Genomic DNA, 20898 nt, shown 5'->3' with positions numbered 1-20898 from the left:
AGGAACTATAAGTCTGTTTATCGACAAATATTTACATTACGATTGAGGGTTAACCAAAAAGCCAAGTCCGAAGACCCGGCGTTGTTATTAAAATGGTTCTCCTCTGTTCACGATTACTTCTGCATTGGAATATGTTGAATAGTTACCGACCCCAGCGCTACTATAGGTCATTTTATAAGAATCTACCTCTCCAATTGCCATTAGTTGTCCGCTATTTGAATTGACCACTATCTTTCCGTATGCTGGATGTGTACTGCAGCTTTCATATTGCTGGGTACTGGAATCTGCACCAAATTTAACGGAATACTCCAAAGTCGAATGAGGATTAATTGAAAAATCTACCCCTGGCGTAATATCGATTCCTGAAACTGTGAGTGGCGTTCCGTCTTTCTGATATAGATATAATGTGGCATTCGCTACAGAGTCACCTATGTTGTTGACATTAATCCTAAACACGGATGCAAAGAATGCTGTTGATGTACTATTACAAGATACGACGCTCTGAATTGGAAAGTAGACTACCTTACTTACATCTGCCGACACAGGAACCGCCGACACTACGGAGGTTAACGCCACAACACCAGCTGCTATCAATCCAGTCTTCTTCAACCACTTCTTCATAAGTCCATCTCCTTTCATTAATGGCTTCATCATATCCAAGATTTAGGGAAATAAACAGACTGATGTTCGACAAATATTTACAATACACTTGAGAGTTACAATACTTACCGGGATATACTGCTGTTCCCCTTTGCTACAATTCAAGGAACATCCAAGAAAGGCGGCCGGCAAGATGTTCCTCCCTCCAATGTTGCTTCAGAAACGTGAAGAACTTTCGATGATCCAAGATACCTGTTTGAGCCGAAGATTGATGGGCATCGGCTTATCCTCTCGGTGACGGACGGCCGTCCTACGCTTTACACAAGGCACCAGACGCTTTGTACTCCCCAGTATCCAGAACTCCACGACGTGCCGCTTGCAGACGTCTTAGACGCGATCCTCGACGGCGAGGTTGCCCGAGTGGACCCGGCGGCCGTCGATTTTGAGGCGATCATGGAGCGATTTCAGCTCCGGCAAGAACGCAAAATAAGCGAAGCCGCGGCGTCATTGCCGGTGCATTACTTCGTGTTCGATATATTGAGATACAAAGGCGAGGATGTGCGGTCATGGCCACTTGCCAGGCTGGAGCAGCTGCTGCAGGAAGTGCTGCAACCGAACGCTTGATGAGCGTAGAGGGAGGGATCGGGCACAGATCTTTTCACAGTGATCCGGCAGCAAAAGCTTGAGGGCATCGTCGTAAAGCGCGCTAGTAGCCCGTACGTTGGGCGCTGGGATCCGCGCTGGATCAAGATCATCAATTACGAATATGCCGAAGTGGCGATCGCCGGGTATCGCCGGTGCGAATTCGGCTGGCTCGCCCACTACAAAGGGCGCCCGGCCGGGATAATCGAGTTTGCGCCGGTAACTCATAAGAAGGTTCCGCGCCGTCGCTAGAGACAGGCGCTCCAGCAAGCGATCTAACGTCCGTTCAACGAGGGAGAGCTCGAGCGTCGAGCTCACGTACTCCGCCAAGATCTGACGGGTTGCACCATCCTTCACACAGGACAGATAGGCCCACTGACCGTTTCCATAACGCAGGTAGGTAATATCGGTCAGAAGTACTTTTTCGGGCTCCCCCTGATCAAACTGACGTTTGAGAAGATTAGGGCAGGTCTTGTGCTCTTGCGTCGCTCTGGCCATCTTTCAGTAGGGATTCGCTTGACGTATGGTGGCGACCAAATGAAATTTACGCATGAGCCGTCTAATCTTCTTGAGATTCATAATGACCCCGTCGATCCTCTCCAGACGCATTTTAATGACCAAGGCACCTATTTTGCCTCGCCTGGCTTCAAAGTGCTGTTTGATGAGCTGCAAGTCACACGCATCTGCCGCTGCCCGCCTTTGGCGGTGCTCCTCCGCTTTCAGCCATCTGTAATAGCCGCTGGTACTGACCGCCGCTTGATGGCACAAGTAGCGCGTCATCCGCCTAAGACCGTGCTGGCGAATCGTATGATAAATGATTTCGTAGCGCTCAGAGGGCGTTAGCCGTTCTCTTTCTGCCGCTCGAGCGCTTCGAGCTTTTTTAGGAAATCCACCTCGGCTTCCAACAGCTTAATGCGTGCGTTGGCACGTGCGAGCGCTTCTTCTGCCGACAACGCTCCAGCTGGCCGTCTGCCGGTGCTGCCTTTACCTCTTCGCTCTGCCAGGAGACCTGCTTCACCGTATTTGGCATAGGTCTCACGCCAACGCTTTAAGCTGTGCTTAGGCTTGTTATGGCCGATGAGGTCAAGGTCGAATCCTGCTTTAATAAAGATTTCCGCTGGTGTTTGACCTGTTTGATAAGCAAGCACCGCCGCCACTTTAAACGAAGGTGTATACGTGATATTGGTCTCTGATACGTGATGAACGTTTGGATTGCCTTCCAACCTCTTCATGTTCTCTTCCGTAAACAACGTGCGATTCATATTCCCCATGATCTCTCCGCTCCCTACCTTTGACCTGATTAAAACATAAATGACCCGTAAGATAGTCACTTTTTTCAATGTGTCCTTCTTACGGGTCACAGTTCAGACGTAAGGATGACTGGATCAAGTCAAATATACTTTATTTCGAAGCACCTTGGATGTTGCCCAAGGAGGTTTTGTCTTTTATCCGCAATCCAAAGGGCGACCATGGTCATTCCAGGCGAATAAGATGGCGGAATTCTTGGACCAGAGATTCGTTCAGATATTTAGTCCGTAAGTTCAGTCCGTACAGCGGACAGAGAAAGGTGGCAAGATGAAGGAACTTGAAGTGACTGGGACGGCTCATCTGCAGCTTACGATTAATATTTCAGCGGATTACGTGCTTATTAAGAAAGAGGAGTTAGAGAAATTAAAAAGGACAGCTGTAGAATCAGGATCCGCAGCATCAAAGAACGAACCGAAAAACGGACTCCAACCAACATTAACGATGGAACAAGTGTCCCATTACCTTGGTATTGGCCGTACAAGAGCATTTCACTTAATTAAGAGCGGCGAACTCAGCTCATACAAAATCGGAAAGTCGCGAAGGGTGAGAAGAGCTGATTTATTGGAGTTTGAGGATCGATTAAGAAAGGAAGAGATACGATTATGACGGTCGATGAATTACCTGATGTTTTAACTGCGCCAATGATCGCCTAGCATCAGGGATGTTCTGCTCAAACGATTTATATCCTCTTCCGGAAAAGTCCGGCTGCTGGCGAGATCCCGAGTTATCAATTCGGGCGCTCTTGCCGAGTGCGTAAAGAAGATTACCTAAAGTGGCTTGAAGACAGAAGAATGGAACACAAAAATCAGTTTACACGGTGAACTTGGTATTCTAAGTTTTGCGTTACAATCAGGAGTTTTTCTTAAAAAGGAAAAGTCCCCCTGTCTGTATTAATATAAAATCTCTTTTACTATGGCACCAATAGCTGCATCTAATAATTTTGATGAACCCTTATCGATTATTGTCTTCAATAATTCCTTGACCTTACTTTTTTGAATTTGCTCTTTTTTGGCTTCTTCTTGAAGCTGCTGAAAAACAGTTTTTAATTCGGTTTTCTGGCTATTATTTATATTCATTTCCTCTATGTACTGGTAAACACTTTGTTCAATGTTAGTTACATTTCCAAATATATTTATTACATACTGTTCAGCGGATTTTTTTTCAGAGGCGAGAGGAGAAAAACCGTTCTCTACGGTCTCAACACCCGGAATATCTATTTGATAAATATCTTGTGTAGGAGTGCTAAACTGGCCTTTTTCTTTTGCTTTAAAAGCAGGCTTTCTTTGACTTCGAATCAACTTTTTATATTTTAGATCTTTCAAACTTCAGGGATCTTTATGGAGATCCCATTTCTTTTGGCAATATTCATATTTATTTGACTTACAGTCATAGGGCTATTGCGTCTCTCATCATATAATACTTGCAATATTGCCTTTTCAGTATCCTCCAATTCTACTCAACCCCCTTTATAATATTTCCACCAATTACAAAAAGAGCTTACTTCAATTGAAAGAGGCTCGTCAATTACCGAAGTTTTAGATCCGGGCCGGGGCCCTTCATAGTGAGCAAGCAATCCAAATTTGTCGCGACGATATCCAGCGATTGATAATTCGGCATATTCGTAAATAATGATCTTGATCCAGCGCGGATCCTGGCGCCCGACATACTGGCTTTTTGCACGCTCGGCGACCATTCCCTCAAGTTACTGCTGTCTGATCCCTCAAGCAAGTCCTTCCAGAGCCCTCAACTTTCGGTCGCAGCACTACTTGCATATATCCTGAAAAGTAATGTAACTCTCCAGTTTATTGTAAATATTTGTCGAATGTCAGTCTGTTTCTTCCCCTAAATGTTGGATATGATGAAGCCAATATTGAAAGGGGATGGACTTATGAAACAATGGTTGAAGAAAACAGGATTGATCGCAGCCGGAGTCGTAGCATTGACTTCTGTAGTTTCGGCGGTTCCGGTATCTGCAGATGCGAGCCGTGTTGTATATTTCTCAATTCAAAGTAATACTGCATGTAATTCCACTGACCGATTTGCCAGCTTTATGTTCAATCTGACAAATGTGAATGGCGGATCGGATGCCTCTAACGTAAGTGTATTCCTTTACTCTGCAGATGGAACTTCATTAACAGATGTAGGATTAAACATTCCGGACACAGCTGGGTACACGACCAATTTTGTTGCTGGCACAAGCTTTACCTTAAACGGTCAGAAAACAGCGTCTTACAATCAAAGCTATGGATTTGGTCAAGCATTACCTTGTACCAAAAGACCGGCTTGGGGCAAAATTGTCGTCGACAGTGAATATGGTAGATTTATTGCTTCAGCAGAGATGAGGGCGACAAGAACGACGAATGGACAAATAATGAACAATTCCACTGTAGTTATTAATAATTCTCAACCATTCTAAAATTTTTAGCTGGGTCTTCGGACTCGGCTTTTTACTTTACATATTCGCTATAAAATCGGCGTTTGCTTGACATCGATATGAATAGATTATCCAGTGGCAACCAATAGTCAAAAAAGGGGGATTTTGCAACCAAAATAAAACCCGAAGCACCAGCTCCGGGCATTGTCATCGTAATACTATTCTAAATGGTCTATCGCGTATTGCGCTTCCTCTTTGGTAAATTTTGCTCCGTATTCTGAAATCAACTGGTCGTAAATTTCTGAATCCGACATATTCATTGTCTCTGCATATGATTTAGCCGTTTGCAGTGCATTTTCTTTCCAATCCCAAACAATGGTGTCAATAGCGTATTGAGCAGCTTCTTTCGGGAATTTACCTCCATATTCAGAGGTCAATTGCTCGAAAATGTCCGCCTTTGACATATGCATAATCTCCGCATAAGATTCCGCCGATTTTAATGCGGCCTTATATTCTCTAGGCACACTCTTTTCTGTAGCTTTCGGCGCCTCCGTTTTCGCTGCAACAGCCTTTGTTGGTTCTGCCGACTTGGTTGGTTCTGCAGTCTTGGTTGGCTCTGCCGAGCTTGCAGGAGCTGAACTAGCTGGGGCGGTACTAGCAGGGGGTGATTCGCTCTCCGGAGCAGCACCATTTTCCGCCGAGCATCCCGCGAGAAGTAAAGCAGCCATCGCGCTAGTGATAATTACTTTTTTCAATCCAAATCCCCCAATTGTAGGAATAACTTCACTTCCCAATGTTACAATATGTGGCGAAATTTGACGAGTCCTGGATTACAAAATATTTAGAAAGAGTTTATAAGAATGCACGTTCTTATTTGAGTATGCAAAACGTATGCTTCCTGTTAAAATGAGAGCAAATGTTCTCGTTACGGCGAATCGAGGCGAACATGGGTAAGACACGACAAGCAGTCTTGAATGTGATCACTACGAAAGAATGGACTCGAGGACTGGAAAGAAGGTTGCCCCGGTACCATTCACATAGTTAAGGAGGCCCGCCATGAACCTCAATAAATAAATTGGCCAATCCGTCGTGATGATCTACGAAGACCAGCAGGGAAAATTCACGCAACGATCCATGAAAGTAGTTGGCGTGATCGACAACACGGTATCGGCCTACGACCTGACAAAGCACGCGCCGCGCAGCCTGCATGCTGTCGCATTCTTTCATGTCGGCCGCTGCCGATTCAGGGGTGTGATATCTCATGAGTGCACAAGCAGAAGACATTCAGCTCATCCAGGATCATGTTGAGATCATGACACTTATGGAGTTAGCCCGTAAGCAGCATGAGGAGGCGACTGGTACACGAGAGCTATCACAAAGCTTGTAGGTAGCTTCCTACAAGGAGAAATCGAGCGCTCGCTCGGTAGACTTAAGGAACTCCGTATTTGGGTCAAGGATAAGCCGGAACGCTCCTGGCTAAAGTTAATCTTTACATATTCTATAGCCGGCCGACGCGGACTGTACGAGATCGAGAGAGCTACATTACGCGCATACATGACAGAGAGGATAGAGGACTACTCGGACCTGATTATAAAGATACAGATTCCACGATTGCCGATCGAGGTTAAGTATCCGGACCTTTCGAAGGGTTATAAAAAGAGAAGCCCCGGCGAATAGCTGCTAGGGCTCTTCTTTAGCGTTTAATCTTCTTCGCAGTTTTTGCTTGTTCATAGGCATCTAAAGAATCCTGTCTGACGAGCCATCTTCGTCCTTGTTTGAACGCTCCAAGCCTACTGTCATTTGCTGCCAGCAAGCGGACTGTATTGGCATGAAGCCTCCATCTCTTTGCAAGTTCTTCGCAAGTAAATACCCTCGGTAGGTCTTGCTTGATCAGAAGTGATCGACCAAAACGCTCATTGAGATGATTTAATACAGCATTCGCCTCTTCCGGCTCAAGAAGCCCGAGCAAAGTATAAATCGCTGACCTTGCATACTGAACCTTTTCGCTTGATGACTTCATAATATAGTACCTCGATCCATACTAAGTTCTGATCGAGTGTAACAGTAGATCCCGCCTGACGCTTGTCGCAAACTTGTTGCAAAAAATTGTTGCTAAAGGCACGTAAACGGTCGTAAATTAGGATAAAGGAATAACGGGCATTCGGAATATCCTTTAGTTTATGCGACTCCTGATAATCGGGTATAATGAAAAAAGCGACAAAGACTATTCTTATATTATCTTAAATGGTTCTACGGCAGGGGGCTTGGCATGGAGCGCATCGGCGGCTTAATATCTACATCTATATACGAGAGCTGTACGATCAAGAGCTTTAAGCACAACGGCTCGCTCCACCGCATGTGGCTCGAGAACTGGAAAGTTCCGGAGGACAGGCTCCATCCCGCGCATCGGGACGCGAGCATCATGGTATACGTGAACGATCATACGCCGATTCGCGAAGCCGACGGCAAAGAATGGATCAGCCGGGTGCCGGCCGTTTCTTTTTTTCTGCCGGGCGAATGGTTTAACGTGGTGGCGCTGCTGGAGGACCGGGGCGTGCGTTATTATTGCAACGTGGCGTCTCCGCCCTATCGTTACAACAATGTGCTGACCTATATCGACTACGACCTGGACGTCGTGCTTCTGCCTGGCGGATCGGTGCTCGACCTGGACCGGGACGAATACGACAAGCATAAGGAAGAATATCGATACAGCGCATCCGTTCGCGGACAGGTGGAAGATGGGCTGCGCGCGCTGCACGAGCGTGTGGCGACGTTCGGACAGCCGTTCGGCGACGAGGAAGCCAGACGCTATTATCGCGAGTGGAGAGACAGCCCCCAGGCGAAGGAGAATGAGTCGTATCCATGAAGCAGACATCCGGCATTCCCCAGCCCGGCAGATCCCGCTCGGTCAAGCCCGAATCCGTCTGGCGACGCGAGCTTTGGGAGTGGCTGCGCGCCCTGGGCATCGCTTTTACGATCGTCATCCTGCTGTGGGCTTTCGTATTCAGGCTGTCGACGGTCAAGGGAGAGTCGATGGAGCCGACGTTGTACGAGCACGAATGGCTGTTCGTCAACAAGGTCGCCTATGAGCTCGGCCAGCCGAAGGCAGGCGACGTCGTGATCCTCAAGGATCCGAGCGACGGTCCGGACAAGAAGAAGTTTCTCGTCAAACGCATCATCGGCATGCCCGGCGATACGGTCGAGGGCAAAGGCGGACAGCTGTACGTGAACGGCGAGCTTCGGGTCGAGCCTTATACCGATAGTCCGATCGAGGACGGGGACTTCGGACCGATCAAGGTTGAAGACGGGAAATACTTCATTATGGGAGACAATCGCCGTCTCGGCGCGAGCAAGGACAGCCGTACGTTCGGGGAAGTGCCGAAGTCGCTGCTGCTCGGGCGGACGGAATTCATCATGTGGCCGATCGTGCGCTGGAAGCGGCTGTAGCAACGAGGAGGGAGACCTGACGTTGAATAAAGAGGGCATCGCGGCGCCGAGCCGCAGCCCCGCCTATTGGTCGTCGTTGAAAAGGGATATGCTCGCGGCGGCGAAGTCGCTTGGCATCGACCGGGTCGGCGTGACATCGGCCGAGCCTTTCCCGGAGCTGCGGGAGAGGCTCGCCGCGCATCGGGCGCTCGGCTACGAGTCGGGCTTCGAGGAGCCGGACCTGGACAAGCGGACGCAGCCATCCCTGTTGTTCGAGGAGCCCCGCTCGATCGTGGCGATTGCGGTCGCTTATCCGTCGAAGCTAAAAAATCCGCCCGTGTCCGAGCCGGGGGCTCGCCGCGGCATTTTGTCGCGTTCGGCATGGGGCGAGGATTATCACCGCGTGCTCGGCAGGCGGCTCGAACGGCTTGCCGAATGGCTGGCGGAGCGGGTGCCGGAGCTCAGGTGGCTGTCCATGGTCGACACGGGCGCACTCTCCGACCGGGCGGTCGCCGAGCGTGCCGGGATCGGCTGGAGCGGCAAAAACTGCATGATCATGAACGACGAACTCGGCTCGTGGATATACCTTGGCGAGATGATCACGAATTTGCCGTTGCCGCCGGACGCGCCGCTTCTGGATCAGTGCGGGGACTGCACGATCTGCATCGATGCCTGTCCGACGGGCGCGCTGGTCGGTCCGGGGCAGTTGAACGCGCAGAAGTGCATTTCCTACTTGACCCAGAGCAAAGGTCTGCTGGACGAAGAAGCGATGGTCAAAATGGGCAATCGGCTGTACGGCTGCGACACCTGCCAGATCGTATGCCCGATCAACCGGGGCATCGATTCGCGGCATCAGGCCGAGACGCTGCCGGACCCGGAGATAGCCAAGCCGCTGCTTCGCCCGCTGCTGCAGATGGGCAACCGCGAGTTCAAGGAGACGTTCGGCGCGAGCAGCGCCGCCTGGCGCGGCCGCAAGCCGATCCAGCGCAATGCGCTGATCGGGCTCGGCAACTTCCGCGACGAGGCGTCCGCGGGCGATGTCGCCCGTGTGCTGCGCGAGGATCCGCGCTTTGAGCTGCGCGCGACGGCGGCCTGGGCGCTCGGCCGCATCCGCGGAGACATCGCGCAGGCTGCCCTAGCGGAGGCAGCCGAAGCCGACGCGGACGAGCGCGTCCGCGCGGCGGCGAGCCGCGCCCTGGCCGAGCTTGCGGCGCCGGCGCCTAAGCGGGGCAGACGCGCGGGCGACTGAGGAGTGTGAAAAAGTCGTTCGAGATGCGTATCTTCTCGTCGATTCAGGATAACGAAACGGACCGCAACTATAGACCGCAGACAGTGGGCAACCTGCCCGCCGACTGCGGTCTTTGCCATTGCCGCCCGCCATACCCTTCGAGCTAACGTCCAACCCTCGCGCGTCCCGCATATAAGCCGATCAGCTGCGCCCTGCTTTTCACGTTCAGTTTTTTGAATATGTGCGCGACGTGCTTTTTGACGGTCGTCTCGCTGATGAACAGCCGCGCCGCGTTCTCGGCGTTGGCACGCCCTTCGGCGACCAGGTCCGCCACGTCCCGTTCGCGGCTCGTGAGATGCGGCCCCGGCGCCGCTGCAGGCCCCGTCTCGATCTCGGTCTCGTCAACGAGGCCGATAGCCGCGATCGTCCGGTTCAAATAGTCCTGCAGCTTGGGCCCGCGCGTGTCCAGGACGTAATACGGCGTCGCGATCCGTTCGTCGTAATCGTAATGGACGACGTCCGGAATCTCTGCGCCGAAGCTCAAGAAGATGTCCCTCGGCAGCGGATGGGGCGGAGGCGCCGCCACGACGAATCCGGCGGAGAGCATGTGGGTGATGAAGGCGATGCCCGCGGCCTGCATCATCGCGCCGTCGGACGGATCGTAGACGTCGAGCGTCTTGACGAAGTAGCCCGCGCGCTGGTGGGCGGGCACGCGCAGCTCGTTCAGCCTGGTTTCGTCCAGACTGGAAAAGTAGGCGGCGGACAGGGGCTCGCTTTTTAGATAATCGAGCGTCCGCTCGTTGATGGCAATGAAGACGAAAAGCCCGCAAACGGTGCCGTCGAGATCGCGCGCCAGCTTCACGCTGCCCGGATCGAGCGCATAGAGCGAATCCAGATGGATGTGCTTCAGGCCGAACAGGCTGTCCTGCACCGTGTACAAATAGTCGAACGACTGCCCCGAGACGGGGTCGACGCGCCGAACCGGATATTCGCGCACGGTGGCGTACCGCTGCTCCACGTAGCGCAGCGCCTCCTCCCAGTTGGCAGGCGACAGCGGCTCCATTCGGTGCGTGACCGACTGCTGGTAGAACAGGGCATGGATCAACTGGTTGCCGATATAATAAAACCACTCCGCGTTTTCCCAAGACATCGTTTTTTTTCGCGCCGTGCTCTTGAGCTTGCGATAGTAATACAGCACGCATCGCTTCCATAGCTCTTCGTACCGCTGAGGCACGCGCGACCGCAAATCTTCGGCGATCGCCTCGCGCAGCAGGTCGTGCAGCAGCCAGCCGCGGTCGATGCGTTGGACGAACGAGTATTCGGCCAGCCTGCGGAATTCGTCCGCTCCAATCTCCCTGTCCAGCACGTAGCCGACGATCTCCTGGTTAAACACCCGCAGCACGGCCGCCGCTTCGACGAGCTCCTTCATCGCGGGCTCCGGCACTTCCCTCAGCCAGGCTGCGGCGACGCGGCCGAATACGGCGCCGTCCTCCGATGCCGTCTGCCTGCCGGGCGAATGCGCCATCATCGTCGCCACCAGCAGCGACATCGTGAGCGGGTGCCCCTTCGTCTTCTGCCAGACGGCCCGCTGGTCGGCGACGTTCGTCACGCCTGATCGTTCGGCGTACAGCCTGACCGCATCGAAGTCCAAGTCGGACAGCGGGAGCCGGTGGATCCATTGCCGCCATGCGGGCGAGGCCATCCACGGCCCGCCCAGCGGCGATCTGCCGGACAAGACCGCGAGCACGCCTGGGGCCAGGCGCGACAGGAACGCTTCCCGCAGCCAGTGCTCGAGCTCTCCTGCATCCTCGAACGTATCGAGCGCGAGCACGGTTTTGTGCGATTCGGCGACTTCGGCCAGCGCGTCTAAGCAGACGGCGGTCAGCCGGTCCGCATCGGCGTCCCGTTCGATCGTCTCCGTCCGGTACCGTAGCCGCCGCAGCAGCAGGAGGCAAAAGTCCTCCGGCGTTCGCAGCGAGCGGCAGTCCATCGACACGAACCGCGCGCCGGCGCCCTCCGCCAGCCTGCGGAACTCGTTCAGCAGGTAGCTTTTGCCGACGCCGCCCGTCCCGAACAGGTTCAGAATCTTCCGGCGCTGCGCCGGATCCGCGATCCAGGAGAGATAGGCGGCCTTCTCCGCTTCGCGGCCGACCAAGTAATGCTGCTCCAGTCTGTCGATCTCGATGCCGTGGCTTGCGTTTGAATGAAAATGAGACATGAGGCGCGGGTTCACCGTCCCGACTTCGAATGGAATGCGTTTTACAAATATCCTATCAATTGGATACGGATTAGACAAAAGCCTTTTTTCCTATCCGAAAGCCGCGACTAACGTAATATACTTCTTTTTTACTCCCTTCGGGTCGTATTCGCTTGCCGGCGCGACATGCTAATGTAGTTTCGATTGAATTCACATAAACGGAAACGGGGTGCATCATGATTCGAAAAAGAAAACGGCCGTTCGCCGTCGTGCCGGCGTTTGCGCTGGCTTGCCTGCTCGCGGCTTGCGGCGGGAACGGCGAAGGGGGCGCATCGCATCCGTCCGCTTCGGTAAGCGGGTCGATAGCCCCATCGCAAACCGCCGTCCCGGAGAGCCAAAGCAGCGAGGGCGGAGAGCCCGCAGGGGACGCTTCGGTCATGCAAAAAGCGGTCGTGGGCGGCGAGCTTCGATACTTCGACGACAAGTTTGGCGCAGGCATTCGGCAGGACGACGGCATCATCGTGAGTTATATGGACGGAAAGCTCAAGGTGACGGAGGATCAGGGCCGCGCGTTCAACATTTACAATGCGTACGTGGACCGCAAGGAGAAGGCGAGCCCGGACGACGCGCTGGCGTTTATCAAGCCGTTTTTGCCCGCAGATGCGGTTCAGACGAAGGACGAGGAGAATCCTGAATCCAAGATACAGACGATCACCTATACGAGCGAGGCATTGGGAGAAGCGATCGGCATGGCCGGGCAGCTGACGATTAGCATTTTCAAAAATCCGGAGGATCCGACGCAAGTCAGACAGGTGCAGATCAGCATCGATATAACGGCTAATATGTAGAGGAGGCCGACGGGCAGATGAACTTGCGCTGGCGACAAAAAGGCTTGCTGGGACTGGTCGTTTGCCTCGCCGTATCCGCAGGGATCGAAGGGGAGGCCGCCGCGGCCGTTCCGACCGGCACGATCGTTAAGCCGGTCGGGCCAATCGAGCTCCCCGGCGTCGTCATCCCGGACATCGTCATTACGCCGGCCAAGGCGGCAGACGTCAGTCTGGTCTGGTCCTGGACGTCGGACGGCAACTCGATCGCCGACCCGAGCGGTCCGGCGACAGCGGCAGCCGACGGCACGGTTTACCTGGCGTACAACGCGGTGTCCATCTTCGGCGACGCAATCGGCAAAGCGGTCGCGTTCGGATACGACGGCAAGCCGAAGTGGAGCGCGGACCTGCCGGCGCCGCTGATCGGTCCTGTCGCCGCAGCGCCGGACGGGACGCTCTATGCGAGCGTTGGAATCGGGGGCGGCGGGGGCGAGATCGTAGCCGTCGGCGCGGACGGCAAGCGCAAGTGGTCTTCCGCGGGGCGGGGCGCCTACAAAGCGAAGCCCGTTTTGGGCGCCGACGGCACGGTGTACGCTGCCGGAGAAGATGGGTCGCTTCGCGCCATTTGGCCGGAGGACGGCGCGGAAAAGTGGCGGCTGAACGCGCTATTCGCCGGCACGGCCCGGATCGCGGTCGCCGCGGACGGGACCGTTTATGTCGTCGGGAGCGGCGATACGCTCGCCGCCGTCGCGCCGGACGGCCGCACAAGCTGGGTATACCGGGCGACTCGAACGATCAAGGCGGGACCTGCGGTCGGACCCGACGGTACGGTCTATATGGCGACGGATGATCGCAAGGTGCACGCGGTCACCCCGGCAGGCTCGCTGCGGTGGCGGTTTGCGCTCGGCGGCGATCCCATCTCGCTCGCGGCCGCGGCCGACGGAACGCTGTATGCCGCGGCTGCGGACCCGGCGCTATATGCCGTCTCGTCGGACGGCAAGGAGAAATGGAAGACGGCCGTCTCGGCTGCCTCGGCCGGCATCGCCGTCGGCAGCGACGGCACGGCGTACATGCTGGCCGATGACGGGCGCGCGAGCGCGTTCGATCCTGCGGACGGGCATGTCCTGTGGCGGTACGACGCAGGCTCGCCGAACGGCGTCGTCTCCCCGGGCGTGGGGCCGGACGGCACGGTGTATGCGGTCGCCACGCAGAGCGTCAAGCTGGGCATCTACGCGCTGCGGATCAAGGCGGCAGGCATCGTCTTGAACAAGACGAAGCTGTCCTTGGCGGCCGGGGGCGCGACGCGTCTGTCCGCGGTCGTCTCGCCGGTCAACGCGACAAACAAGAAGGTCGCATGGACGAGCAGCAATGCGGCGATTGCCGCGGTGGACGGCGAAGGGAACGTCAAGGGCGTATCGCCGGGAACGGCGATCGTCGCGGCCCGCAGCGAGGACGGCGGTCTGATCGCAGATTGCGAAGTGACGGTGACGGCGGGGATCGGCGGCGAGACCGGCGGCAACGGATCGGGCTCGGGCTCAAGCCCAGGCAGCGGTTCAAGCGCGGGTTCGGGTGCGGGACCGTCGCAGCATCCTTCGTTCTCCGACACGAAGGATCATTGGGCTGGCGGAGACATCAAGCGCGCTTTTGCCATGGAAATCGCGAAGGGTTATCCCGACGGAACCTTCCGTCCCGAGGGCAGCGTCACGAGGGCGGAGTTCGCCGTCATGCTCATGAACGCCTTGAAATCCGGGACCGAAGGCCGGACGCCCGCGTTCAAGGATCGAAGCCGGATACCGGGCTGGGCGCTCGCGGCGATCTCGCAAAGCGTCGAGCTGGGCATCGTCGGCGGTTATCCGGACGGGACGTTCCGTCCTGCCGCCAACATCACCCACGCGGAGATGGCGGCAATGACGTTTAAGGCCTCAGGCCTGCCCCCGGCGGCGGAGCCGGCGACCGCATACGAGGACGACGCCGACATCCCGGCCTGGGCCAGAGGCGCAGTGTCCGCCGCCGAGAAAAACGGCATCATCGTCGTTGGCGGCAGGACGGACGGCGACTTCGCCCCGGGCGCGCTCGCCACGCGGGCCGAGGCGGCGGTCTGGATCGTACGTATGCTGGACGCCATGAAGCGGAAGTAAATCCAATCGTTTATCCGGAGAAAATGCATCCCGCATTTTCTCTTTTTTTGCTAATATGCCTTTGCAGGCGAATCTTTAATTTGCTAAACCTGAGGGCCGACGGCTAATATATTCATATAGGAAGAAAATCCAGCCTATTAGTCAGGCGCATCCACGGGAGAGCATGGGATATGAAGCTGGTTGACATCGATAACCTCGAGCCGGGACAGCTGCTCGGCAGGACGCTCTTTTCGGAAAACGGCACGGTGCTTCTGTCGGCGGGCGTACAGCTGACCGTATTCATGATCAGCACGCTCCGCAGGCTCGGGGTGCCGATGGTCTATATATCGGAACACGGCGCGCAGCAAGTCCAGGTGGACGATGTCCTGTCGGAGCAGACCAAGCAGGCGGTCATCTCGCAAATGTCCGCGACTTTTAATGCGCTGCGCTCCGGCAAAGAATTCAGCGCGAGAGCGATCAGCATGTCCGTCGATCAATTGATGGACGACGTGCTGCGCAATCAGAACGTGCTTGTCCAGCTGGCGGACATTCGCACTGCGGACAACGCCCTGTACATGCACAGCATGAACGTCTGCATGATGGCGACGATGGTCGGCGTCAACATGGGATTCAACATGCTTCAGCTGAAGGAGCTCGCGATGGGGGCGTTGCTGCACGATATCGGCAAGCTGGGGGCGACGGGGCCGGAGGAAGGGCGGTCGCACCACGCCTGGCGGGGCTTCGAGCTGCTTAAGCTGAAGCGAGAATACAGCCTGCTGACCGCCCACGTCGCTTTTCAGCACCACGAGGCGCCGGACGGCAGCGGCCAGCCTCGCGGCATATCCGGCGAGGAGATCCACGCGTACGCCAAGATCACCGCCGTCGCGAATATGTACGACAATCTCGTATACGGCACGTCCGAGCATGCGCCCCTGCAGCCGCACGAAGCGATCGAGCGGCTCCACGCGCTCTCAGACACGGCGCTCGACCGCGAGATTCTCATCGAGTTCCTGAAGATCGTGTCCGTCTACCCGAACGGCGTCTCGGTCAGGCTCTCCAACCGGCTGATCGGCATCGTCGTGGCGCAGCACAGAGGGCTGCCCGGCAGGCCGATCGTACGCGTCATCGCGCGGGAGGGCGAGTCGTCCGCCGCGCGCGAGCTGGATCTGGCGAGGCTGCCGACGCTGTTCATCGACGCGGTCATCAACTGACCTGGCGCGTGGCCTACGGCATAGGCTCCGCGTTGCGGCTCGCGTCCCGCGAACGGGTTGATTCGCCGGCTGGGCGCATGATATTATAGGCTGGCTGTCCCGCTTTTTCGCGCGGATCGCATACACGCATTCATGCGTACAATTTGGAGGTATGGCAGATGAGCTTTTGGAATATTCTGATCCCGATTCTGACGTTGATCGTCGGACTTGTGCTGGGCTTCCTCGGCGGCGTATTCTATCTGCGCAGCCAGATGACGAAGATGCAGAACAATCCGGACATGCTGGCCAAGATGGCCAAGCAGATGGGTTACAATATGAACAAGCAGCAGCTTCAGAAGGCGCAGCAAATGATGAAAAACCAGAATCAAAACGCTAAACCCCGCAGATAATCGACAAGCGGCGCGCAGGGATGCCTGCGGCGACGCTAAGGATGAAAGAAGGGCGTACGATGGCCGGTCTTAAGGACTATCTGAATACGAACGTTACGCGCAACCGCGAACAGGTGGAGTACCATGTCCGCGAGATTCTCAAGCTGATCGGCGAAGACGTGGAGCGCGAAGGTTTGCTGGACACGCCGGCCCGCGTCACGCGCATGTACGAAGAGATTTTCGGCGGCTATGCGATCGATCCGCGGGACGCGCTCGGCGTCACGTTCGACGAGCAGCACGAGGAGCTCGTCATCGTGAAGGATATCGTGTATTACAGCCAGTGCGAGCATCATATGGCGCCGTTTTTCGGGAAGGCCCATATCGGCTATATCCCGAGCGGCAAGATCGCGGGGCTCAGCAAGCTGGCTCGGCTCGTCGAAGCCGTCACGCGAAGGCTGCAGGTGCAGGAGCGCATCACTTCGCAGATCGCCGACATTTTAGACGATGTGTTGAAGCCGAACGGCGTCATGGTTGTCGTCGAGGGCGAGCATCTGTGCATGTGCGCGCGCGGCGTGAAAAAGTACGGGAGCAAGACCGTCACTTCGGCGGTAAGGGGACAGTTCCGGGGCAGCTCCGCGCTTCGCTCCGAATTTCTCTCTTTGGTTAAGGAATAATAAAGGAAGCCGCGTTGCCGGCCGCCGTCCGCGGCCGGTAACGCGGCTTCTTCTTTGCAACCGCCAAGCGCCGGCGCGGGTTAAGGCCAGCGCACGCGATACCAATAGTCGTACAGCTTCTCGTATCCCAGCTTGGCGTACAGCCGCTGCGCGGGCAGGTTGCCGTCCACGACCTGAAGGTAGCTCGTGTGAGCGCCTCGCGACTGCCCCCATCGCAGGATGTGCCCGACGAGACGCTCGCCGATTCCGCGGCTTCGATAGGCGGGAGACGTGGCGATATCGAACAGGCCCAGGTAACCGTCGTCGACGACGCCGATCCCGATCGCTACGGGATCGTACCCCGAGCGGTGGAGGAAAAAAGCTCTGCGGAGCGGGCTGTCCGTCAGCAGGGCCGAAGCGGTCTCGCGCTGCTCCGGCTTGAGCGACAAAAGCACGGCGGCGGCCGACATCCACGCTTCCGTGAAGCCGGTGTCGATGCTGAGATCTTCCAAAGGAGGCGCAGCTTGCATATCGTCCAGCGAGCGTACCAGCAACTGCGAGCGGTCGACCGCTGCGTAGCCGTATTCGTCCAGGCGGCCGTCGAGGCCGCAAGACTCGCACAGCGGCGTAATCTTGAATATCGTCGGCAAGCCCGCGCGATGATACGTATCCTCGCAATAGCCGACCATCGCGCGAAGATCGGCGCCGGGATCGGTCCGCAGCGGCTGCACGGAATTGGAGCGCTTCGTGTACCCCTTCGATTGCCTGAGCAGCCAACCGTCATGCGCCGTTTGCTGCAAGGCAGGCCAGGCGTTCAGCGCTTTGGTCTCGACGACGCGGATGTCATGGCGCACGGTGAACGCTCCCTCCCCTGAAAGTAAAAGTCGGTAAGAATAAATATACATACTTATTTATAAATATGCAAACAAATATAGGATACGGCAAGGCGAAGCCTAACGCGGATAAAAACTGAGCTAAATCGCTCATCGTCGGTCTTGAGGAATTGGGCTATGATAGCGGTATCGCGAGAATTTTAATAAAGCAATCCATTGGAGGCTGTTATGGGAAATTCGAATAAAGTCCGCATCGGTCTGATCGGCGCGGGCAACATCGGCAACGTTCATCTTCAGGAGTTCGGCAAGCTGGCCGAGCTGTGCGAGATCGTCGCGATTACGGATACGTATTTGCCGCTGGCGGAAGCCAGGGCCCAGCAGTACGGCATCGAATCGGTCGCGCCGACGCCGCAGGCGCTCATCGAGCGGCTCGACATTGACGCGGTCATCGTGGCCGTACCGAACCAGAGCCACGCATCGCTCACGATCAGCGCGCTTGAGCACGGCAAGCACGTGCTGGTCGAGAAGCCGATGGGTCTCGATTCGGCGGCGGCAAAAGATATCGTGCGCGCGCAGCAGAAGAGCGGCAAAACCGTCATGGTTGCACACCAGATGCGCTGGGAGTGGCTCCCGCAGCTCGTCAAATCGCAGATCGACCGCGGCGAACTGGGACGCATCTATACGGCGAAGACCGGCTGGTACCGGCGCAAGGGCATCCCGGGCTGGGGCACCTGGTTTACGCAGCACGGCCAATCCGGCGGCGGACCGCTAATCGACATCGGCGTCCATATGCTCGATCTCGCCTTTTACCTGATGGGCGAACCGAAGCCCGTGTCGGTATACGGCTCGACGTATGCCGAGTTCGGCCCGCGCAAGAAGGGCATCGGCAGCTGGGGCAAGCCGGACTGGAACGGCATCTACGACGTCGAGGACCTGGCGACCGCCATCATTAAGATGGAGGACGGCTCGTCGCTGACGCTCGAGGTCAGCTGGGCGGTCCATATGGATACCGACAGCACGCCGTTCGTCCATCTGATGGGTTCGGAGGGCGGCGCATTCCTGAAGGGCAACGAAGGCAAATTCCTCACCGAGCGCTTCGATCAGCCCGTCGATATCCCGCTTATCGCTCCGATCGAGGACGAAGGCGCACGCGTCAAGCTGAGCCGCCATTTCATCGACTGCGTGCTCACCGGCGCGACGCCGATCACGTCGGCCGAGACCGGGCTGCGCAGCAACCTGATCATCGACGCAATCTACGAATCTTCCCGCAGCGGCGGCGAAGTCAAGCTGGACTGGTCGCTTTAACACGCCGTTTATGCGCGGCATGAACGCACACTCTGCACAACCGCAACAACCATGGACGGAAGCCGCCGGCTTCCGTCCATGGTTGTTTTTACTTTAACTATATTGATCTTGCAATGTGTGATAGAATACGGTTCGTTGGATTGTTGTCGAAAGCTGCTGAATAGACGCGTTCCGCCATTTCAAAGACTGGAGAACGTCCATGCATAGATTAAGGTTTCGGCGAGGCAAGGGGATCCATCTCTCCGTGATCTTCACCGCCGTCGTCGTACTGTCCGTCACACTGACAGCAGCGCTGAACACGATCGTAGGCTTCGAGGCGCAGAAAAATTCGCTGTCCACCAATACGCTTGAGCTGAACCAGATCACGGCCAACGAACTGAGCGTAGCCGTCGATACGATTTTCGACTCCATGACGCAGTCGTTGAACTCGGCGAGCGCCCACTTCGCGAACGAGGCCAATAGGGGCGCGCAGGCAAGCGCCTGGCTGGATCTCGTCAGGGGAAGCACGTCCTTTTTCAACTCGCTGGCGCTTGCGGACGAGAACGGCAAGGTCACCGCCGTATCGCCGGACAACGGAGACCTCGTCGGGCAGATACTGAAGTCGTCCGCCGCCAAGCAGGCGCTGACCGAACGCAAGCCGCTCGTGTCCGAGCCTTACGTGGCCGTCACCAACCGGTTGATCGTGCTCGTCAGCCAGCCGATCTTCAACAGGGACGGTACGTATCGCGGGTTTATCTGCGGCACGATCTACCTGCATGAAGACAATGTGCTGCAGAAGATTCTCGGCAAGCATGAATCGAATCTGAACGGTTCCTATTACTACGTCGTCGATCATCGGGGCAATATCATTTATCATCCGGACAAGAGCCGGATCGGGGACAACGTCGCATCGAATCAGGCGGTCGCCGAGATTATGGCAGGCAAAGGCGGCCACATGAAGATCGTCAACACAAAAGGTGTTCCTATGCTTGCGGGATATGCCATTGTACCGTCCACGCAGTGGGGGATTATCTCCCAGACCCCAACCGCAACGGTGACGGAAAGCGTCAGAGGCAACGTGGTCCGCATGGCGCTCGTGTCCATGCCTTTTATCCTGCTGCTCGCGCTGCTGGTGATCGGCGTCTCGCACCGGCTCGCCTTTCCGCTCCGCCGGCTGGCGGTATATGCTTCCCTTCTCAATAAGGGAGAGACGGAGAGAGAAAATGTCCCCGTTCTTCGAATGCGGCATCATCTCATCTACGAGGCCAACGAGTTGAACCGTGCGGTCATCGACGCCTTCCGCGTGATGGGCGACCGGACCGAAGCTCTTTCTCTCGAAGCGCATACGGACGCGCTTACGGGATTGCACAACAGGCGGTTTTTCGATTCGCTGCTTGCGTCGTGGGAGCGTCAGCAGATGCCGTACGCCGTCATCCTGATGGACCTGGACCGCTTCAAGTCCGTCAACGACACGATCGGCCATCTCAAAGGGGACGAGGTGCTGCGCTTCCTGGCGGCACGGCTTAACGCGGACAGGCGGGACAGCGATTATGCGTGCCGATACGGCGGCGAAGAGTTCGTTCTGCTGCTTCCATTCGGAGACAAGGAGCTCGCCTTTCAGCTTGCCGAAAGCGTTCGCATCGGCCTGATGGAGGAGGAGTCGCCGATCGGCAGGCCCGTCACGCTGTCGCTCGGAATTGCCGTCTATCCGCAGGACGCCGCGAGCGCGGCCGAGGTCGTGCACTGCGCGGACCTGGCGCTGTACCGGGCCAAGGAGGAGGGGCGGAACCGGACGGTGGTATACATGGGGGATTACCAAGAGGACTAAATCGA

At 56.2% G+C, this 20898-nt stretch carries 22 protein-coding genes; 14 read left to right on the top strand and 8 right to left on the bottom strand.

Features of this window, described 5'->3' with window-relative positions; translation table 11 throughout:
- Window positions 1-87 precede the first annotated feature (87 nt).
- A complete protein-coding gene (locus KVT38_RS08865) occupies window positions 88-621 on the bottom strand; it encodes a hypothetical protein (protein ID WP_217593339.1) in 534 nt (177 codons plus the stop codon).
- Between the two features lie 231 nt (window positions 622-852).
- Here KVT38_RS08865 and KVT38_RS08860 point away from each other — a divergent pair, with 231 nt between their 5' ends.
- Window positions 853-1224 carry an ATP-dependent DNA ligase gene (locus KVT38_RS08860; protein WP_217593366.1) on the top strand — a complete coding sequence of 124 codons (372 nt, stop codon included), beginning with the start codon at window positions 853-855 and terminating at the stop codon, window positions 1222-1224.
- Between the two features lie 519 nt (window positions 1225-1743).
- Here KVT38_RS08860 and KVT38_RS08855 read toward each other — a convergent pair.
- Both KVT38_RS08855 and KVT38_RS08850 read right to left on the bottom strand, forming a co-directional pair.
- Window positions 1744-2022: an IS3 family transposase gene (locus tag KVT38_RS08855; RefSeq protein WP_217593338.1), complete on the bottom strand. Its 279-nt coding sequence runs from the start codon at window positions 2020-2022 to the stop codon at window positions 1744-1746.
- Between the two features lie 59 nt (window positions 2023-2081).
- Window positions 2082-2513, bottom strand: a complete 432-nt coding sequence (locus KVT38_RS08850; protein ID WP_217593337.1) for an HTH domain-containing protein — start codon at window positions 2511-2513, stop codon at window positions 2082-2084.
- A 145-nt stretch (window positions 2514-2658) separates the two neighbouring features.
- Between KVT38_RS08850 and KVT38_RS08845 the strand changes: the two genes are divergently transcribed.
- Together KVT38_RS08845 and KVT38_RS08840 are read left to right on the top strand one after the other, a co-directional pair.
- The gene (locus tag KVT38_RS08845) at window positions 2659-2781 is read left to right on the top strand and encodes a DUF771 domain-containing protein (RefSeq protein WP_306795303.1); all 123 of its coding nucleotides are present in this window, start codon (window positions 2659-2661) and stop codon (window positions 2779-2781) included.
- 36 nt (window positions 2782-2817) lie between these two features.
- Window positions 2818-3156, top strand: coding sequence for a helix-turn-helix domain-containing protein (locus KVT38_RS08840; protein WP_217593336.1), 339 nt, complete (start codon window positions 2818-2820; stop codon window positions 3154-3156).
- Between the two features lie 284 nt (window positions 3157-3440).
- Here the strand turns inward: KVT38_RS08840 and KVT38_RS08835 are convergent, their stop codons facing one another.
- Entirely contained in the window at window positions 3441-3872 is a 432-nt protein-coding gene (locus KVT38_RS08835) for a hypothetical protein (RefSeq protein WP_217593335.1), read from the bottom strand.
- A 566-nt stretch (window positions 3873-4438) separates the two neighbouring features.
- Between KVT38_RS08835 and KVT38_RS08830 the strand changes: the two genes are divergently transcribed.
- Window positions 4439-4966 (top strand): hypothetical protein, encoded by a 528-nt coding sequence (locus tag KVT38_RS08830; protein WP_217593333.1) that lies wholly within the window; start codon window positions 4439-4441, stop codon window positions 4964-4966.
- A gap of 176 nt (window positions 4967-5142) precedes the next feature.
- Here the strand turns inward: KVT38_RS08830 and KVT38_RS08825 are convergent, their stop codons facing one another.
- Window positions 5143-5679, bottom strand: coding sequence for an Ltp family lipoprotein (locus KVT38_RS08825; protein ID WP_254639093.1), 537 nt, complete (start codon window positions 5677-5679; stop codon window positions 5143-5145).
- A 938-nt stretch (window positions 5680-6617) separates the two neighbouring features.
- Window positions 6618-6944 carry a helix-turn-helix domain-containing protein gene (locus KVT38_RS08820; protein ID WP_217593332.1) on the bottom strand — a complete coding sequence of 109 codons (327 nt, stop codon included), beginning with the start codon at window positions 6942-6944 and terminating at the stop codon, window positions 6618-6620.
- 249 nt (window positions 6945-7193) lie between these two features.
- On the opposite strand from KVT38_RS08820, the gene KVT38_RS08815 reads away from it, so the two are divergent.
- From KVT38_RS08815 to queG, 3 genes are all read left to right on the top strand, one after another.
- Complete coding sequence (locus KVT38_RS08815; protein ID WP_217593330.1) at window positions 7194-7790, top strand: DUF402 domain-containing protein; 597 nt, start codon at window positions 7194-7196, stop codon at window positions 7788-7790.
- Entirely contained in the window at window positions 7787-8371 is a 585-nt protein-coding gene (lepB, locus tag KVT38_RS08810) for a signal peptidase I (protein ID WP_217593329.1), read from the top strand. Before KVT38_RS08815 ends, lepB begins: the two co-directional genes overlap by 4 nt.
- A gap of 88 nt (window positions 8372-8459) precedes the next feature.
- Entirely contained in the window at window positions 8460-9599 is a 1140-nt protein-coding gene (queG, locus tag KVT38_RS08805) for a tRNA epoxyqueuosine(34) reductase QueG (RefSeq protein ID WP_217593364.1), read from the top strand.
- Window positions 9600-9741: 142 nt separating this feature from the next.
- Here queG and KVT38_RS08800 read toward each other — a convergent pair whose 3' ends face one another.
- A complete protein-coding gene (locus KVT38_RS08800; RefSeq protein WP_217593328.1) occupies window positions 9742-11796 on the bottom strand; it encodes a helix-turn-helix transcriptional regulator in 2055 nt (684 codons plus the stop codon).
- A gap of 215 nt (window positions 11797-12011) precedes the next feature.
- Here KVT38_RS08800 and KVT38_RS08795 point away from each other — a divergent pair, with 215 nt between their 5' ends.
- The 5 genes from KVT38_RS08795 (at window position 12012) to folE (ending at window position 16969) form a co-directional block, all read left to right on the top strand.
- Window positions 12012-12623 carry a hypothetical protein gene (locus KVT38_RS08795; protein ID WP_217593326.1) on the top strand — a complete coding sequence of 204 codons (612 nt, stop codon included), beginning with the start codon at window positions 12012-12014 and terminating at the stop codon, window positions 12621-12623.
- Window positions 12624-12640: 17 nt separating this feature from the next.
- Window positions 12641-14737 carry an S-layer homology domain-containing protein gene (locus tag KVT38_RS08790; protein ID WP_217593325.1) on the top strand — a complete coding sequence of 699 codons (2097 nt, stop codon included), beginning with the start codon at window positions 12641-12643 and terminating at the stop codon, window positions 14735-14737.
- Between the two features lie 170 nt (window positions 14738-14907).
- Window positions 14908-15927: an HD-GYP domain-containing protein gene (locus KVT38_RS08785; protein WP_217593324.1), complete on the top strand. Its 1020-nt coding sequence runs from the start codon at window positions 14908-14910 to the stop codon at window positions 15925-15927.
- A gap of 158 nt (window positions 15928-16085) precedes the next feature.
- The gene (locus tag KVT38_RS08780) at window positions 16086-16316 is read left to right on the top strand and encodes a YneF family protein (RefSeq protein WP_217593323.1); all 231 of its coding nucleotides are present in this window, start codon (window positions 16086-16088) and stop codon (window positions 16314-16316) included.
- Window positions 16317-16375: 59 nt separating this feature from the next.
- Complete coding sequence (gene folE, locus KVT38_RS08775) at window positions 16376-16969, top strand: GTP cyclohydrolase I FolE (protein WP_217593322.1); 594 nt, start codon at window positions 16376-16378, stop codon at window positions 16967-16969.
- Between the two features lie 80 nt (window positions 16970-17049).
- Here folE and KVT38_RS35530 read toward each other — a convergent pair whose 3' ends face one another.
- Window positions 17050-17802 (bottom strand): GNAT family N-acetyltransferase, encoded by a 753-nt coding sequence (locus tag KVT38_RS35530; RefSeq protein WP_217593321.1) that lies wholly within the window; start codon window positions 17800-17802, stop codon window positions 17050-17052.
- 207 nt (window positions 17803-18009) lie between these two features.
- Between KVT38_RS35530 and KVT38_RS08765 the strand changes: the two genes are divergently transcribed.
- Complete coding sequence (locus tag KVT38_RS08765) at window positions 18010-19086, top strand: Gfo/Idh/MocA family protein (protein ID WP_217593320.1); 1077 nt, start codon at window positions 18010-18012, stop codon at window positions 19084-19086.
- 199 nt (window positions 19087-19285) lie between these two features.
- Window positions 19286-20893: a sensor domain-containing diguanylate cyclase gene (locus tag KVT38_RS08760; protein WP_217593319.1), complete on the top strand. Its 1608-nt coding sequence runs from the start codon at window positions 19286-19288 to the stop codon at window positions 20891-20893.
- The last annotated feature ends 5 nt before the right edge of the window (window positions 20894-20898 follow it).

It is taken from the genome of Cohnella sp. GbtcB17 (assembly GCF_019091135.1).
In the GTDB taxonomy this organism is placed as follows: domain Bacteria; phylum Bacillota; class Bacilli; order Paenibacillales; family Paenibacillaceae; genus Cohnella.
This window is presented reverse-complemented; position numbering and strand designations above follow the sequence as displayed.

Coding starts and splice junctions, on each gene's coding strand:
- KVT38_RS08865 (WP_217593339.1), bottom strand. CDS start 621: ATGAAGAAGTGGTTGAAGAAGACTGGATTGATAGCAGCTGGTGTTGTG.
- KVT38_RS08855 (WP_217593338.1), bottom strand. CDS start 2,022: ATGACGCGCTACTTGTGCCATCAAGCGGCGGTCAGTACCAGCGGCTAT.
- KVT38_RS08850 (WP_217593337.1), bottom strand. CDS start 2,513: ATGGGGAATATGAATCGCACGTTGTTTACGGAAGAGAACATGAAGAGG.
- KVT38_RS08840 (WP_217593336.1), top strand. CDS start 2,818: ATGAAGGAACTTGAAGTGACTGGGACGGCTCATCTGCAGCTTACGATT.
- KVT38_RS08830 (WP_217593333.1), top strand. CDS start 4,439: ATGAAACAATGGTTGAAGAAAACAGGATTGATCGCAGCCGGAGTCGTA.
- KVT38_RS08820 (WP_217593332.1), bottom strand. CDS start 6,944: ATGAAGTCATCAAGCGAAAAGGTTCAGTATGCAAGGTCAGCGATTTAT.
- KVT38_RS08815 (WP_217593330.1), top strand. CDS start 7,194: ATGGAGCGCATCGGCGGCTTAATATCTACATCTATATACGAGAGCTGT.
- lepB (WP_217593329.1), top strand. CDS start 7,787: ATGAAGCAGACATCCGGCATTCCCCAGCCCGGCAGATCCCGCTCGGTC.
- queG (WP_217593364.1), top strand. CDS start 8,460: ATGCTCGCGGCGGCGAAGTCGCTTGGCATCGACCGGGTCGGCGTGACA.
- KVT38_RS08800 (WP_217593328.1), bottom strand. CDS start 11,796: ATGTCTCATTTTCATTCAAACGCAAGCCACGGCATCGAGATCGACAGA.
- KVT38_RS08795 (WP_217593326.1), top strand. CDS start 12,012: ATGATTCGAAAAAGAAAACGGCCGTTCGCCGTCGTGCCGGCGTTTGCG.
- KVT38_RS08790 (WP_217593325.1), top strand. CDS start 12,641: ATGAACTTGCGCTGGCGACAAAAAGGCTTGCTGGGACTGGTCGTTTGC.
- KVT38_RS08785 (WP_217593324.1), top strand. CDS start 14,908: ATGAAGCTGGTTGACATCGATAACCTCGAGCCGGGACAGCTGCTCGGC.
- KVT38_RS08780 (WP_217593323.1), top strand. CDS start 16,086: ATGAGCTTTTGGAATATTCTGATCCCGATTCTGACGTTGATCGTCGGA.
- folE (WP_217593322.1), top strand. CDS start 16,376: ATGGCCGGTCTTAAGGACTATCTGAATACGAACGTTACGCGCAACCGC.
- KVT38_RS08765 (WP_217593320.1), top strand. CDS start 18,010: ATGGGAAATTCGAATAAAGTCCGCATCGGTCTGATCGGCGCGGGCAAC.
- KVT38_RS08760 (WP_217593319.1), top strand. CDS start 19,286: ATGCATAGATTAAGGTTTCGGCGAGGCAAGGGGATCCATCTCTCCGTG.